The sequence below is a fragment of the Spirosoma flavum genome, from assembly GCF_042686045.1.
In the GTDB taxonomy this organism is placed as follows: domain Bacteria; phylum Bacteroidota; class Bacteroidia; order Cytophagales; family Spirosomataceae; genus Spirosoma; species Spirosoma flavum.
The window spans coordinates 779,361-794,230 of record NZ_JBHUOM010000023.1; the positions used below are offsets into that span (position 1 = coordinate 779,361).

Consider the following 14,870-nt stretch of genomic DNA (forward strand, 5'->3'; position numbering starts at 1 on the left):
AAAGCAAATCAAAACCGCGACTCACCATTACGTCCCGTGTTTATACAAACCCTTAGATTCCAAAAACATGAAATTTATAGTTACAGCAAAATCATTCCGTGTTCTGGGCCTTATAACGCTTTTGCTTAGCGGCCAGGCTTGCAAAAATATACTGGAGGAAAAAGTAATCTCCGCCATTGGAAACGATTACATCAATACGCCAAAGGGCTTCGAAGATGCTACAAGAGCATCTTATGCTCCTTTGCGAAGCTTCTACGCAACGCAACAGGGACTGACTATGACGGAGTTCGGTACAGATTTGTACGCAACCGGGTCTGACGGCAGTTACAAGGGCTTCCATTTCTACGATACCCAACTAAATAGTTTCGTAGATATCCTACAAGGTGTGTGGGAAGAACTTTACCGAGGCATCAATACATGCAACGCAGTTATCGGACGAGCCCCGGCAGCAACCGGCATTACTGACGTTCTTAAAAAACAGCGGGTAGCTGAAGTTAAGTTTCTGCGCGCGCACTACTACTTTATCCTGGTACAGCAGTGGGGTGGTGTAGATTTACGATTGACAGAAACGCTGGGACCTACAAAGAAAACCAGCCGGGCAACTGAAGCCGATATTTATAAAGCTATTCTGGCTGATCTCGAATCGGCATTGCCCGATCTAGAGAACAAAGCCAGATCGTCGGACTATGGCCGTGCTACTAAAGCGGCTGCGGAACATCTTCTGGCTCGTGTATACCTGACAAAAGCAACGTCATCGGCGAAAGCAGCCGACGATTATGCCAAAGCAGCTACTTATGCTCAGAATGTGATTGCCAACTACGGGTTTAAATTGCTGCCTGATTTTGCGAGTGTGTTTTCGCAGGGAGCAGGCGAAATTAATGATGAAGTAGTTTTCTCGGTTCAGTATACATCTGATCCACTGACCAATGCCGCATCAGCTCCATTGGCCAGTTCTGGGGGTAATACCGGGGGTAACAACCTTCACCTGCTCTTCGGTATGCAGTATGATACGCAAGCTGGTATGGTTCGGGATATTGCCTATGACCGGCCTTTCAGACGTTTACGCCCGACAACCTTTGCTTTGGAAACTGTTTTTAAGGATCGTGTGAATGATTCGCGGTATAAAAAGTCGTTTCGGGATACTTGGTTAAGCAACAATCCAGGTACATTTAATACGGCCTTTGATAAATCAAAATTAACCGTTACGTTCAAAGCTGGCGACACCGCCATTTTTATTCCTGGCTACGAAATGACGCTAGCTGAACGGGCAAAAAAACCGTATCAGGTTCTGGTACCGAGTGCCTACTCGGAAACTTTATTCCTGCCACTTCTAAAATTCTTCGACCCTCTCCGGCCAGACAAAACGTATGAGCCTGGTAGCCGAGATTTTCTGGCCTTCCGATTAGCCGAGACCTATCTGATCCTGGCCGAGGCACAATTGAAGCTTGGAAAAACGACAGAAGCGACTGCGGCCATCAACACAGTACGTCGTCGGGCCGCTTGGCCTGGCAAAGAGACAGCCATGGAAATAACACCAGCAGCAATGGATATGGAAATGATTTATCAGGAACGAGGCCGTGAACTGATGGGGGAACAAATCCGGTGGATGGATTTAAAACGGTGGGGTAATCTGGTGGAGCGTACTAAACTATATAATCCTCAGGCGGCTGTGAACGTAAAAGAGACACACAACCTTCGACCCATTCCGCAAACACAAATTGACCGTACCGAAAAAGCTGCCGATGGTAGTCCAGGCTTCGCACAGAATCCGGGTTATTAAGGTTAAAGAGCGAAAGAGTAGGCTACTCTTTCGCTCTTTGTTTTCAGTAGAATAAGACCAATCTCTCCTTATCCGATCAGTTCTCTACCTGTAACCAATTCATTTCATCATCAGTAACTGTACTCATATCGTCAGTTCGCACTGATCATTTTCTCCACTACGCTTATGAACGAGACTGTAAACAGACGACAGTTTCTCACTACGGCTGGTTTGTCAGCTTTGGCCCTTACCGCTGGTATCGACCAACTATCGGCCCGTCCTACTATGCCTAAAAAATCAGGGCTTAACATCGCGTACTCGTCAATCACTTGGGGGGGTAACGATGTTCAGGCAATTGCCGATCTGGCAAATCTGGGTTATCATGGCATTCAAATTCGGGCCAACACCTTTGGACCATACCGGGCAAAACCATCAGAATTGAAAGCATTACTTGAAAAGCATCACCTGACACTGGCTATGTTTTCGAGTGGTAATGTGGAGATTGACCCGGCTAAAGAGCAGAGTACCATTGATATGCACGTAGCGCATGCCAGTTTTGTGAAGGCCCTTGGAGGTTCGGCAATTCAATTGACCAACTCTGCCCGACCCAAAGATCGACTTCCCACCACCGACGAGTTGAAGCGTTTAGCAACGGTGATGAACGAAATTGGCAAGCAAACTGCCGATATGGGCATTCAGGCCACTTACCATAACCACATGAGTCAACTCGGCGAAACACCCGAAGAAGTGGATGTGATTGTGCAGGCCATGAATCCTAAATACGTGAAGCTACTGCTCGATATTGCTCACTACAAGCAAGGTGGAGGTCAGCCCGAGAAAGCGGTAAAACAATACAAAGACATTTTGTATGCGCTACACCTGAAAGATACGATGTCTCCCCTACCCGATAAGCCAGATGATCCTAAAGCCTATAAGTTCGTCGAACTGGGCCGGGGAAATGTAGACGTTCCAGCAGTGATCAAAGCGCTGGACGATATCAAGTTCCAGGGCTGGGGCATTGTTGAATTAGACGGCGTACCTGAGAAAGATAAAACCGCTGCTCAGTGCGCTCAAATCAATAAAGAGTACATTACAAAAACTCTTCACATTAACTTATAAAAGAGTTCCGGCTGTTAGCGCAGTGCCTGGCCGACGCGTGTTTTACCCGATTATTAGGATATGAAGCAACTACTTATTTCTGGATTATTATTGGTAAGCCTGATGGCTGCCGAAAAACAATCAACGCCAAATACGCTTACAGCACAGGAAAAAAAAGACGGATGGAAATTACTGTTCGATGGCAAAACGACCAACGGCTGGCGGGGCGCTTACAAAGACAAGTTTCCAGACAAAGGCTGGACTGTTGCGGATGGGCTACTGACAATCCAAAAATCTGACGGTTCGGAATCGCAAAGTTTTGGTGATATTGTTACGGACAAAGAATATAGTGATTTCGATTTGATGTTCGATTTCCGGCTAACTGATGGAGCAAATAGTGGCGTGAAATATTTTGTCGCTGAGCAGAGTCCTAAGCCAAAAGGGTCGGCCTTTGGGCTTGAGTTTCAAGTACTGGACGATGACAAACATCCCGATGCCAAACTAGGTCGCGATGGCAACCGTACCGTTGGGTCATTATATGATTTGATTCCGGCAAGCAGTAAGAAAGCTAACCCCATAGGCGAGTGGAATACGGGTCGTGTCGTTTCAAAAGGTAAGCATGTTGAGCACTGGTTGAACGGCAAAAAAGTAGTTGAGTACGAACGGGGCAGCGAGAAATTCAGGGAGCTGGTCGCCATGAGCAAGTACAAAGCCGCCGACTATAATGCCAATGGTCGTTTTGGTGAAGCGCCAAAAGGCCATATTCTACTTCAGGACCATGGCGAACGCGTATCGTACCGAAACATTAAAATCAAAACTCTTTAAAACAAGCTGACTACCAGTCAGTAAACTTTCAAGTCAAGCGTCTTTATCTCTTGTCTATCATCTCCTATTTAACGACTTGTCGTACATGGAAAATCGTCGTGAGTTTATAAAAAAATCTACCCTTGCTGGTCTCGGCCTGAGTATCTCGGCGGGTAGTTACGCCCGTATTCTCGGCTCAAACGACCGCGTTCGGGTGGGTATCATTGGTTTCTCCGATCGGTTTCGGGCGTCATTGGCCCCTGCGTTCATGGAACACGCCAAAACGCAAAACTTTGCCTTCGTAGGCGTATCTGACATCTGGAGCCGTCGTCGCGATGAAGCCGAACAATTTTTGAAAGGAAAAGGCTGGAACGACGATTCGTTCTTCAAAGCCCGCAACAACGACGAACTCCTCGACCGGAAGGATGTAGATGCCGTAATCATCAGCACCGCCGATTTCCAGCATGCGCTCCACTGCGTAGCCGCTGTTGAGTCGGGCCGCGATGCCTACTGCGAAAAGCCTTTCGCCGAATCGCTGGAAGACGCCCGCAAGGCGGTTAAAGCGGTTGAAAGCACCAAAAAAATTGTGCAGGTCGGATCACAACGCCGGTCAGCCCCTAACTATCACTCCGCCAACGACTTCATCAAGTCGGGTAAGTTCGGTGATATTACCATGGTCGAAATGACCTGGAATGTCAACCAGCCCGGTCGCTGGCGTCGGCCTAAATTAGTATCTGAAATCCGTAAGGAAGATACCGACTGGGATCGTTATCAACTGAACCGGCCGAAAACGGCCTGGGATCCGCGAAAATACCTTGAGTTCCGGTTATTCTACCCCTACTCGTCAGGCATTCCCGGCCAATGGATGTCGCACCAGATTGATACGGTACACTGGTTCAGCGGTTTAGATCACCCCCGTTCGGTAGTTGCCAACGGTGGTGTGTATAGCTGGAAAGATGGTCGCGTTAATGCAGATACTTTTACAGCGGTATTTGATTACGGCCCGGATAATGATAAAACGAAAGGCTTCCAGGTGCTGTATTCCTCCCGGATGAACAACGAAGCGGGTGGTGTAAAAGAATATTATTATTCGAATGGCGGCATGATTAACCTCGACACGAACAAAATTTCGCCCGATGGTGGTCTGGAAGCTAAATACGCTAAAGAGATGAACATGCAGGCGAATCTCCTGCCCGCAATGTCACTTGGCGAAGTTGCCAAAATGGAAACCTCTGCCAATACGGGTGGTGATCCCATGACATCGCTGCACATGCTGAACTGGATGGGCTGTGTTCGTAGCCGCAAAGAGCCAAATGCACCGGCTAGGGTTGGTTTCAACCACTCCGTTGCCAACATTATGGCCACAACGGCCTTACATACTGGCAAGCGTGTGACATGGGATTCCACGAAACAGGATATGGTGATAAGCTGATACTATTTCAATAGTGCTGCGCCAATTTGGCAACTAAGACATTTTTTAACGGAGCAGAACTCATTGTAGAGTTCAATAGCCGCCTGCGAATCGAAGGCTGTGCGGATACCCAGTCCAAGGGTATCCCAGCCATCGGTCAGGCGGTTTTTTTCGGGGGGTAGTTGTTCTAGCAAAGCAATCGCCCGATCAATATAAGCGGGTTGCCCGCTATGATGCGCGTAAGCCGCCAGTAAGGGTACTACCGTATTGATCACAATGTTTTCGGCCGAGTTCTGGCCCAACGTTGGCACTGATTTTTCTGTCTGTTTGTCAAACCGGTAGTGCGACTGCCAATAGTCTGAGGGGGATAGTTGCAACGACTTCAATAGTCTTTCAACATCTGTCGTACCCACGAAAAGAGAAAACAAGCTGGCATGGTGCGTTAATAAACGAGCCAGTTGAGCCAACCGAAGCGTTGGAAAATTAGCCGGACGCAAACGTCCCCATTTCCAGGCATGAGCCATCACCTGTTTTTCGGCGAGTATGTATTTAGCTGACAAGAACCGGTACTCACGCTGGAGAGCCATTACATACTCATCGGGCTCATCGATGGCCAATAAGCCAGCTGTCCCGAACAGCATGGCTTCAGCTTGCAGTAACCTATCGCGGTGTTTCAAAATCGCTTTTAGCGGTACAGCCCGACTAAGTTGAGCCATTGGATCGGCATTGATTTTAAATCCCATATTTACCGCCAATACCCGATAAGCAGTCTCCTCCCAATCGCCACCCGTTTGCCTAAACATTTCCTGAACGCCCGCAGCCTTGCGCTCTAACCGTTGCAGCATTGCTCTGTCGAGCATTGACGTTATTCGTAGGGGTGACACAGACCTAAATTGCCCCGCACACGGAATGCTATCCGGCGATTCAGCAAGGACTCGATACCGATCCAGTAAGGCAAAATCGGTAAGTGGACTTAGTTCGAGCGTGGGCAACGGTGTCCCATTGGCCCGATCCACACGCCGGCCATTTTCAGCGCGATCGTCTTCCCAAACAACGTGTAAGATAACATTGTCGTAAGCACGATCATGCTGATGGCGGTGAGCCAGCCAATGCGATGTACGGGTATGCATCTCAACCGTACCTACCCACTCTACATCATTAATGACTAAGCGGGCATTCGAAAAATCTGGCCCGGCATCATGATTTTGAAAGCCAGGATGCAGCACCCGAATGGCCTCACCATCAGTAGTTTTTACGCTATTCTTCGAGAAATACTGATACTGCCAGATGAAATACAGGAAGGCTTCAGACACAGGAGACAGATTGCAGCAATGAGTAACACTCTATGTGATCATTTAGTAGGAAAACAATCAATTAAAATGAGACTTGTTTACCGCTTACTGGTAACAATTATCCGATAATTACTAGCTAATAGTTGCCAAGTGATGCGCCATTTCTAGCTGCAAAGCCTTCGCTTCGGCCCGTGCCCGGTCAGCAAAATCTGTTCCATCGGATGCATATAAAATACTCCTTGATGCATTGACTAATAAGCCACCCGTTTTTGTTAACCCCAAACGGGATACATCGGCTAGGCTACCTCCCTGCGTTCCAACACCCGGCACGAGCAGAAAGTTATCAGGTGCCAGTTCCCGAATTCGTTTCAACTCATTCGCCTGTGTCGCACCTACAACAAACATCAATTGATCGGGGCCGGCCCACGTTTTAGCGGTTTCGATAACCATTTCGAATAACTCCTGATCACCAATAATCTGACGTTGAAAATCGGCACTGCCTACGTTTGATGTCAATGCCAGCAGGATAACCCATTTGCCTTTGTAGGCCAGAAAAGGCATCACCGAATCATGGCCCATGTAGGGTGCCACCGTAACAGAATCGAAGGCTAATCCGGCAGCCGTGGGGTCGAAAAACGTGCGGGCGTATAGATCCGAAGTATTACCAATATCGCCCCGTTTAGCATCCGCAATCGTGAAGCAATCTTTGGGGATATAGTCCAGTGTTTTTTGCAAACTTTCCCAACCACGTGGTCCCTGAGCTTCATAAAAAGCAATATTGGGTTTATACGCGACGGCAAAATCTATAGTTGCATCAATTATTGCTTTATTGAACGTAAAAACTGGATCAGCTTCAGTTAATAAATGCGGGGGAAGTTTACGAGAGTCTGTATCTAATCCAACACACAAATATGATTGTTTCTGAAAAATCTGTTCGCTTAATTCTGAGTATGTCATGCTAAAACATAGAATCACAGGCTAAAAATGATTCTGCCCAAAAGTACGACTTACGGTGTCAGTTTCATAAATTTGCCCGTAAGAGCAATTTTGTTTACGTAACAACCACCATTATGCAAGTTAGGAAAACAGCCATTGAGGGCCTGATCGAATTAATTCCACGCGTATTTGAAGATGAGCGAGGCCACTTCTTCGAGTCCTATAACAAGCCGCTTTTCGTATCGTTAGGCTTGCCGATGGAGTTCGTTCAGGACAATCAGTCGTTTTCGGTAAAGGGTGTTCTACGAGGATTGCATATGCAACATGAACCGTTTGCACAAGGTAAACTGGTGCGTGTTATGAGTGGTCAGGTACTGGACGTTGCGGTTGATTTACGGCCCGACTCTCCCACGTTCGGACAGTATGAAACATTTTTGCTGGACGCTAAGCTAGCCAACATGGCTTATATACCAGAAGGATTTGCTCATGGATTTGTAGCCTTGGAAGACAGTGTGTTTAGCTATAAATGTACCAATATCTACCATAAAGCGTCAGAATCAGGCATTATCTGGAACGACCCCGACCTGAATATTAATTGGGGTATCGCTAACCCTATTGTTTCCGAGAAAGATCAGGAATTGAAACCCCTGCGTGAAGTATTTCCGCAGGCAGTGGTTTAGTAAAGTAGTGAACAAGTGTAGTTTAAGGACAATACTCGTTCATTACTTCTCATACATTTCTTCTAACACCTTTCGGCCAACCTTCCTGGCCGAAAGTGGGTTTTGGCCCGTTACTAGCCGTTCATCGACTTCGATATAGGGCAGAAAGGGAATTAAACTCTTGCTATAGAGTGCGTTTTTTTGCCGCAACGCATCTTCGAGTAGAAACGGTACTTCCTCATCAAGGCGAACAAGTTTTTCTTCCATATTTGAAAAACCAGTTACCTGACGGTTGTCAATAAGCAGAGAGCCATCGGATAAGGTTACGTTGAGTAGAGCACTGACACCGTGGCAAACAGCGGCTACCATCCCTCCTTTTTCATAAATCTGCCGCGTTAACATCTGCAGTACCAGATTATTCGGGAAGTCCCACATCGTACCATGCCCACCGGTAAAATAAATAATCTGGTAATTGGCCGGGTTTACATCATCTACCAGTAGCGAATTTTCGAGCTTAGTACGAAATGTAGGATCATGGTACCATTTTTCGTTAATGGTATCACGCCGATCAATACTTTTTTCATCAATAGGCACCGTCCCGCCGGTTGGACTGGCAATATCGTAAGGTAAATTCCGACCCGACAACTCATCGTAGAAGTGCGTGGCTTCACTCAACCACAATCCCGTTTTATGGGACTTTGTCGGATAATCAGTGTGGTTGGTGCAAACGATGAGCGCGCGGTATATGGGGTCCATAAGCAGGAGTGACGTTCGGGGTTTGAAGTTCGAGGTTTAACGCCAAACTTCAAACTCCGAACGTCAAACTATATAGCCCAACCTGTTAGTGAGTTGATGAATATCTACATTTTCCCTTTTTTATTCGTTAAAGTAATCTACACTATACTTATAAAATAATTGGTAAACCTAGGAATATTCAGAAAAAAATTTGCTAAAATAAGTTTTTTAGTAGTTGAATAAGTTGCCATATTAGTATATTTGTTTATAAACCGTATTTGTACTGATAGCTATGAGAAATGTAACATATAATTTTCTCCAGGCTGAACATGCCTGGATGATTGTATCCGATCAACTTCAGCAACGCAACAACATGTTGGCGAAAAGTATCTCGCACATGGAACGTAGTCAAAGTGAACTGCCAATGGCTAGCCGGCTGATAATACTTCGCTACCATCTCAAAATGAGTCTACGTCAGCTAGCACTGGAAGCTCGTCAGCAACGACAAAATCTTCAGAATGATAGCCAGCTGGCAGATCAGTGGATGCATGTCCACCAACTGTTTTTCTTACTTCGGCAGATTGATAACGAGCTTGGCCGGGCTACCACTGAAAACAATATTCTACGTTTATGGGTGGAATCGCTCGAAGGGCGCGTCTATCGGTCAGCACTGGTGCATTTAAATTAGCCTGTAAACGCACAAATACCGACTAAAAAACAAAAGCTGGTGACGATATCTATCGTCACCAGCTTTTGTTTTTTAACTGGGAGTAGCTCACCGTTTTCGATTCGAGCGAACGTAATATAGTTTCTTCACGATAACAGGCGCACAACCGGGTTCGCAGGGAGCTGCGACAGGAGCCTGTACGGCGACCGGCAAATTGACAATCGGTGTACTAATACTAGGCAAAGCAGCAACAGGTGCAGTAACTGTCTGCTCAACGGGTCCGTTTTCTGAAGAGGAAATCCATTCTACCTTAGCCCAGCCATTAATCGTTGGCCCCTCTGGAACCGTGCCGAACTGAATCTGCCCAATGTTGTGATTCAACCAGTTATCGTTGTGGCTCAGGTCTATTTCGTAGGTATGAAACTTTCCATCGTTGATAATTGGAAAATCCACATATCGATCATCCATATCATACAATGTCTGGTCTTCGCTCCGGCGCCACTTTAGTCGAAATTTATCATGTTGGGTTTGAAAGGCTGCACGCAAATAAATTTTCGGGTTACTGCTCCCTTTCCAAAAGACGTAAGGTGAAGTGATTCGGTTGTTGTTACTTGATTCATTCAGGCTAACATGAAGTTTCCCCAGAATAGGCCAGCCGGTGTCAGTCGCTTTTTGATAATACCATCCCTTACGTGATGTATCAAACCGATAATTAGGCCCAGCCGATGAGCGGGGCTTAGAATACATGTAGGAACGAATTTTATTTAAATTACCCAAAACCAATTCGTAGTCCCATTCATAAACCAGATTATAGTCTAATATAACACGGTTTGTAGCCGCAATATAGGACGCTACGGTGCTGAACTCACCCCCACTCAAATCACTGCCAAAATAACCTCTTTTCCATTCGTAATTATCCTGAACGAATAAACCCACCCCATAGCCTTTTTCATTGGTAGTGGCCATCCAGGATTCCGTTGGAAAAACATCCCCAAACATCATTGTGCTGGGAGGTTGTATGCGCGCAAGTTCCAGTGAGCCATTTGTGTAGGGTGAACCACCTTTATAATACCACATATTGTGATAATCACCGTTCAGATATACGCAAGGAAACTCCTGTTGTCGGGCTTCATACTGCGTTTTATCCGAACGAGCCATAACCACTTTAGCATGTACTTTTACTACATTGCCCTCTAAGCGAATCCAGTGTTCAATAGTGGCCTCGCCCGGTTCATTATTAATACCAAACTGTTTTGGGATCGTCTTCGCATATAACAGGTTTTGCTGCTTTTCTACAGCAATTACCTGCGATGGATTTAAGTAAGCATCGCCAGCCTGAATTGGATTCCAGCCGAGGCCGGGGTAGCCTGGATAACTAATTGGGCCACTATAGAGGGCAATCTGTATCTGACGGCCGAGGTCTGGGTTATTAACCATATTCGTGGTGCCAACACTGTCACCGTGGCTGTCCAGGAAGGCGAGGTAAGTTATGGCACCGCCATAATTCGTATTGATTCCCACCTTAATTTGCCCATTTTCAATAGTTTCCAGCCCATCTGCTCCTTGACGGAGTGATGAATGCGCTTGTGAAATCCGGGGTTGAGCACATAGAAAGCCTGAAGCCAGAATGAAAGCAACAAAGCAGATACCTGTCAACTGTAAATAGTTACAATAGGTAGTATTTAGCATAAATCCAGTACAGTTTAGTGTACTGGATTACCATGTTACAAATAATATGCCAACTATTCAGATAGTTTACGTTGCACCCAATTGGCTGATAAAGTTATTTGATTAACTGTTTAAGAGCCACATCCGTCAAGTTCCCCGATTGAATCAGCAACCGATAACGAAACGTAACCGATTGGCCAACAGGCAAAGTGTAGTTCAGGGCGGGAGACTTCCCGTTACTGAATATAGACGGAGCCAGCGGATTTGCGGCAAACAAACCATATCCTCTTGCATGCCAGTAAGTTGGATAACCAATGTTTTTGGGGTGATCGGTTAAAACCACCGACACCGCTTCATTACCAAGAGTTCCGGTGAGTTTTACCCACTGGGCACGAGTACCCCAAACAGCATCGCCTTCTACGCCTTCACTGGTATGATAGAGACCCGTTACACCAGCATTGTCCAACACCGGCACCTTTGTAGCTACCCCCTGCGCATCAGTGAACATCTCTGGCTTGGTTGACGGCTGTTCGAGTTGGCGGGCAACACGTAGGGCAATCAACCCTTCTTTGTTATCAGTGAACACGACCTCTTTACCAACTGCTTTAAGGGTTGTAATGCGGTCAATGATCCGATTGTCTGCCCCCGCCCGAAACTGGTATGTCGTTGTTTCCTGAAGCATAGCTTTACCATCCTTACCAAGCCAATCGGCGGTAACAACTAGATCAGCCTGATCTTTGCCACTTTTCATGGATTTTACACCCGTGTGGACTATAGTACCGAATGGTCCTTTATGTTCCGGGCCGATTTCGATAGAGTTATTCCAGAAATCATGACCATTCACATCGCCATAATTGAACCACATTCCAACGTGGTGCGGGTGGTCAATTCGCTCGCCCGGACGTGGGTCAAGCGGCCATCCACGCGTTATGAAATTGCCGCCCGCCGAGAGGATGGGATACAAGACAGGCTTCTTCAGAACCGTTGGACCGGGATAGATATAAGCTGTGAAGGGTTTTCCATCTACTGTAACTGTGACACGTTTTTGATCTTCATTATGGGTAAGCTGAATTCGGTTCGACTGAGCCTGAATCGCCAGAGTTGAGCCTAAAAAAAGACAGGAAAAGAGGAAATAGCGCATTGGATAGTTAGTTAACGTATAAACTGCTTCTTCAAAATAAATAGCCCCAGCCTAAAAAGCCGGGGCTAACAGAATGCTACTGAATAAAGACGTATAAATGCTAAAGCGTCTTAGTTACCTAACAAAATTTTATTCGTCACGTCCTGATCAATAGTGATATAACCAGGATAGTTAACTTGTTTACCCAGCAAATCAAGCATCGGTTTAATTTTAATAGTCAGTTTAGAAGGCTGGGTGCCAGCCGCACCAGAAAGGTTCTGCACCAACTGAGTAAATGCATCGCGGGTTTTACTATCTGTAAGCAGTTGGTAGGCATTGGTATTCAAACGAATCGGAACGCGCGTTTTCCCGCCACCGGGCTGCACCTCAATACGCTGGTTCAGGAAACCATTAAACAACTCCTGTCCAGCCAGCAAAATCCGGTATTCCAACTGGTTGATGCCAGCCAGTTTGTTGGTTGGATTGCTAATGTCAATATTTATACGGGCATCCAGCGGCACATTACGCATTAGCAAACCAGCCGCCAGTCGGGGGTATCGGGCTGGGTTAATATCTTCCATTTTGCGCATCTGTCGAACATCCACTCCCGCCAGATAAATACTATCGGCTGAAGCAATTGTATACCGGCAATCGCCAAGAGTTTTTGCCTGAGAAATCTGCTTATTGACGCTACACTGGCTAAATAGCAACGGCAGAGCTATCAATAATAGAATAAGTCTTTTTTTCATATTTGCTTATAAATCGTTTCAGTTTAAACGTTTGACAAAGGGCAAAGAGTTTAGTTTAGTTATTCTTAATAAACACCATCTGTGTTCGATCAGCTTTAGCAATTTTTTTACGAAAATCTACCCATTGGGTGTAAACTGCTGCCGGGAACCGTCCTCCATGCATTGTTATATGACGAATATACGTAATCTGGTCACCGTCAATAGCCAATTGTGCCGTATATCGACCAAATTTCGATTCTATCATTAATGGGTCTATCCGATACTCTGGTGTATATCCTTTCGGAAGTTGATACATAATTGTATCACTGTCTTCAAAATCATAGTTTGTCGTTAGGTCAACATCTGCCCTGCGCGGTTGTGTCAGTGGTGTTATTGATGACAGCGCCGACATCAGATTGAGTGGTAAAAATAGTCGTGTACCACTAGCCGTAGCCCACTGACGAACAGCTAAGGTAAGGGTTTCCGTAATAGCAGGAATGGACCCTGATAGCTCATTGTAAACAAATGTATTCAGTTCAAAAGCAGGAATGTGGATACGTTTGAGCAACCAGCTACGTTGTTCATCGTGGTTCATACTATGAATTACATTCGCATAATCATCTTGTTGAAGTCCAGTATAACGCGTTTGAACCTCAACCGTAGCGTCGCCTTTCTCGGTAACGTTGACGGCAATACGTCGCCATTGGCGATTGTCCGATGGCTGATAGGCGGGTGTTTTTATTAATCGACTTCCATCAGGTAAAATAAGAAGTGCATGCCGGTTTCCCGTAAAATCACCAACATAGCCAGCCGGACCATGCCCATTTGTACATTCTAAAAAGAGTGTATCTCGCCCATCGGGTACACCCAGAATGATGTGATTAAACTGAAAACTGGGGAAGTCAGCCAAAATATCGGCCTCATTATCACCAGCCCGCACCAACGCCGGGTATGCGTTCACACCAGCCGCTCTCAGCAATGCCTTCATATAGTTAGTCAGGGCTTTACAATCACCATACTTACTGGCAGCCACCTTTTCGGCTTCTATTGTCTGCCAACCCCCAATACCTAGCTGGACACTCACATAACGGGTATGGTCCTGTAAAAAACGGTAGAGTTTCCGAACCTTCCCGGCGGTAGTCGTTTCATCTTTTATCAAGTTGATTACCCGCTGACGCAGATCGTCGGGAATATGATCACGATTGTTGTTCAGGCTATCATAAAACCGGCCTACATCATTCCAGCTCGTAAGCTTTCCTTTATATTCCTGCACTTCAAAATCTGTCGGGGCTGTATATACGACGGGTAGCTGCTCCCGTGCCGGGGGCGACATAGGTTCAAATTCTATAGCCGAACAGTTGGCGAGTTTCCAGACGTATGTTTTCGTCCCATTAGTAGCCGTTTTCTCTACTCCGGGGGTCGGAATGTTCATTTCCTTGTACCGTAAGGCAAGACTTAGGGGCATGATTACCGTAAATGCTGCCTGTTCAACAGACAGATGCTCCTCATTCTGAGGCATCCATGTTGGATAAAACATCAGGTTACGCTCGGTCGTCTCAATAAGAAATTCAACTGTGTATGGATAGGTAGGCTGTTTCGGGAACGAAGCAGATTTATACCGATTGTCATCGAAGAGATTATAGTCGCTGTAGGTGCTATAGTCTTCAATGTCTGCCTTCTTCAGTTTTTTAATCAGTTTACCGGAGGCATCATACAACGCTCCTTCTAGATTGGTCACTTTCGACAGCTTATCATACCCTACAACCATTTTGGCATGATCGTCGCCCTGCTCATCCAACACAGTTATCACACTGCGTACACGCTGAGTGGCCTCCCCTACCGACTTTACAGTAAATGTAGTTTCGTGCCGACGAACGACAGCATGCGCATTTTCTTTTAGAATAGGCGATAGTACTTCGGACTGGTATTCAACCTGAGCCAGCACTGTTTGACTCATTAACAGGGCCATAAAGAGAAGTTTTTCCATATTATA

At 46.1% G+C, this 14,870-nt stretch carries 13 protein-coding genes; 6 read left to right on the forward strand and 7 right to left on the reverse strand.

The features are described from left to right. Window positions 1-67: 67 nt before the first annotated feature. The 4 genes from ACFS25_RS23980 to ACFS25_RS23995 all read left to right on the forward strand — a co-directional run bounded on the left by ACFS25_RS23980 (window position 68) and on the right by ACFS25_RS23995 (window position 5,093). Window positions 68-1,780, forward strand: a complete 1,713-nt coding sequence (locus ACFS25_RS23980) for a RagB/SusD family nutrient uptake outer membrane protein (RefSeq protein WP_381506065.1) — start codon at window positions 68-70, stop codon at window positions 1,778-1,780. Window positions 1,781-1,945: 165 nt separating this feature from the next. Beyond that, window positions 1,946-2,878: a sugar phosphate isomerase/epimerase family protein gene (locus tag ACFS25_RS23985; protein ID WP_381506067.1), complete on the forward strand. Its 933-nt coding sequence runs from the start codon at window positions 1,946-1,948 to the stop codon at window positions 2,876-2,878. Window positions 2,879-2,938: 60 nt separating this feature from the next. Next, the gene (locus tag ACFS25_RS23990) at window positions 2,939-3,682 is read left to right on the forward strand and encodes a 3-keto-disaccharide hydrolase (protein WP_381506069.1); all 744 of its coding nucleotides are present in this window, start codon (window positions 2,939-2,941) and stop codon (window positions 3,680-3,682) included. An 85-nt stretch (window positions 3,683-3,767) separates the two neighbouring features. Further along, window positions 3,768-5,093 carry a Gfo/Idh/MocA family protein gene (locus ACFS25_RS23995; protein ID WP_381506071.1) on the forward strand — a complete coding sequence of 442 codons (1,326 nt, stop codon included), beginning with the start codon at window positions 3,768-3,770 and terminating at the stop codon, window positions 5,091-5,093. A 2-nt stretch (window positions 5,094-5,095) separates the two neighbouring features. Here ACFS25_RS23995 and ACFS25_RS24000 read toward each other — a convergent pair whose 3' ends face one another. Continuing rightward, the gene (locus ACFS25_RS24000) at window positions 5,096-6,385 is read right to left on the reverse strand and encodes a DUF2851 family protein (protein WP_381506073.1); all 1,290 of its coding nucleotides are present in this window, start codon (window positions 6,383-6,385) and stop codon (window positions 5,096-5,098) included. Window positions 6,386-6,496: 111 nt separating this feature from the next. Next, window positions 6,497-7,321, reverse strand: coding sequence for an orotidine-5'-phosphate decarboxylase (pyrF, locus tag ACFS25_RS24005; RefSeq protein WP_381506075.1), 825 nt, complete (start codon window positions 7,319-7,321; stop codon window positions 6,497-6,499). A gap of 113 nt (window positions 7,322-7,434) precedes the next feature. Here pyrF and rfbC point away from each other — a divergent pair, with 113 nt between their 5' ends. After that, complete coding sequence (gene rfbC, locus ACFS25_RS24010; RefSeq protein WP_381506078.1) at window positions 7,435-7,980, forward strand: dTDP-4-dehydrorhamnose 3,5-epimerase; 546 nt, start codon at window positions 7,435-7,437, stop codon at window positions 7,978-7,980. 42 nt (window positions 7,981-8,022) lie between these two features. Here the strand turns inward: rfbC and ACFS25_RS24015 are convergent, their stop codons facing one another. Beyond that, on the reverse strand, window positions 8,023-8,715 hold the full coding sequence (locus ACFS25_RS24015; RefSeq protein WP_381506080.1) for a type 1 glutamine amidotransferase domain-containing protein: 693 nt from the start codon (window positions 8,713-8,715) through the stop codon (window positions 8,023-8,025). 271 nt (window positions 8,716-8,986) lie between these two features. Here ACFS25_RS24015 and ACFS25_RS24020 point away from each other — a divergent pair, with 271 nt between their 5' ends. After that, the gene (locus ACFS25_RS24020) at window positions 8,987-9,382 is read left to right on the forward strand and encodes a hypothetical protein (protein WP_381506082.1); all 396 of its coding nucleotides are present in this window, start codon (window positions 8,987-8,989) and stop codon (window positions 9,380-9,382) included. Between the two features lie 87 nt (window positions 9,383-9,469). On the opposite strand, the gene ACFS25_RS24025 is transcribed toward ACFS25_RS24020, so the two are convergent. From ACFS25_RS24025 to ACFS25_RS24040, 4 genes are all read right to left on the reverse strand, one after another. Next, window positions 9,470-11,050, reverse strand: a complete 1,581-nt coding sequence (locus tag ACFS25_RS24025) for a hypothetical protein (RefSeq protein WP_381506084.1) — start codon at window positions 11,048-11,050, stop codon at window positions 9,470-9,472. Window positions 11,051-11,144: 94 nt separating this feature from the next. Further along, the gene (locus tag ACFS25_RS24030; RefSeq protein WP_381506086.1) at window positions 11,145-12,170 is read right to left on the reverse strand and encodes a DUF6807 domain-containing protein; all 1,026 of its coding nucleotides are present in this window, start codon (window positions 12,168-12,170) and stop codon (window positions 11,145-11,147) included. 110 nt (window positions 12,171-12,280) lie between these two features. Beyond that, window positions 12,281-12,898: a hypothetical protein gene (locus tag ACFS25_RS24035; RefSeq protein ID WP_381506088.1), complete on the reverse strand. Its 618-nt coding sequence runs from the start codon at window positions 12,896-12,898 to the stop codon at window positions 12,281-12,283. Between the two features lie 55 nt (window positions 12,899-12,953). Further along, window positions 12,954-14,864: a DUF3857 domain-containing transglutaminase family protein gene (locus ACFS25_RS24040; RefSeq protein WP_381506090.1), complete on the reverse strand. Its 1,911-nt coding sequence runs from the start codon at window positions 14,862-14,864 to the stop codon at window positions 12,954-12,956. Between the last annotated feature and the right edge of the window lie 6 nt (window positions 14,865-14,870).

What these genes read in the sequence shown, in the direction of transcription:
- ACFS25_RS23980 (WP_381506065.1), top strand. Translation starts at nt 68, where the DNA reads ATGAAATTTATAGTTACAGCAAAATCATTCCGTGTTCTGGGCCTTATA.
- ACFS25_RS23985 (WP_381506067.1), top strand. Translation starts at nt 1,946, where the DNA reads ATGAACGAGACTGTAAACAGACGACAGTTTCTCACTACGGCTGGTTTG.
- ACFS25_RS23990 (WP_381506069.1), top strand. Translation starts at nt 2,939, where the DNA reads ATGAAGCAACTACTTATTTCTGGATTATTATTGGTAAGCCTGATGGCT.
- ACFS25_RS23995 (WP_381506071.1), top strand. Translation starts at nt 3,768, where the DNA reads ATGGAAAATCGTCGTGAGTTTATAAAAAAATCTACCCTTGCTGGTCTC.
- pyrF (WP_381506075.1), bottom strand. Translation starts at nt 7,321, where the DNA reads ATGACATACTCAGAATTAAGCGAACAGATTTTTCAGAAACAATCATAT.
- rfbC (WP_381506078.1), top strand. Translation starts at nt 7,435, where the DNA reads ATGCAAGTTAGGAAAACAGCCATTGAGGGCCTGATCGAATTAATTCCA.
- ACFS25_RS24015 (WP_381506080.1), bottom strand. Translation starts at nt 8,715, where the DNA reads ATGGACCCCATATACCGCGCGCTCATCGTTTGCACCAACCACACTGAT.
- ACFS25_RS24020 (WP_381506082.1), top strand. Translation starts at nt 8,987, where the DNA reads ATGAGAAATGTAACATATAATTTTCTCCAGGCTGAACATGCCTGGATG.
- ACFS25_RS24025 (WP_381506084.1), bottom strand. Translation starts at nt 11,050, where the DNA reads ATGCTAAATACTACCTATTGTAACTATTTACAGTTGACAGGTATCTGC.
- ACFS25_RS24030 (WP_381506086.1), bottom strand. Translation starts at nt 12,170, where the DNA reads ATGCGCTATTTCCTCTTTTCCTGTCTTTTTTTAGGCTCAACTCTGGCG.
- ACFS25_RS24035 (WP_381506088.1), bottom strand. Translation starts at nt 12,898, where the DNA reads ATGAAAAAAAGACTTATTCTATTATTGATAGCTCTGCCGTTGCTATTT.
- ACFS25_RS24040 (WP_381506090.1), bottom strand. Translation starts at nt 14,864, where the DNA reads ATGGAAAAACTTCTCTTTATGGCCCTGTTAATGAGTCAAACAGTGCTG.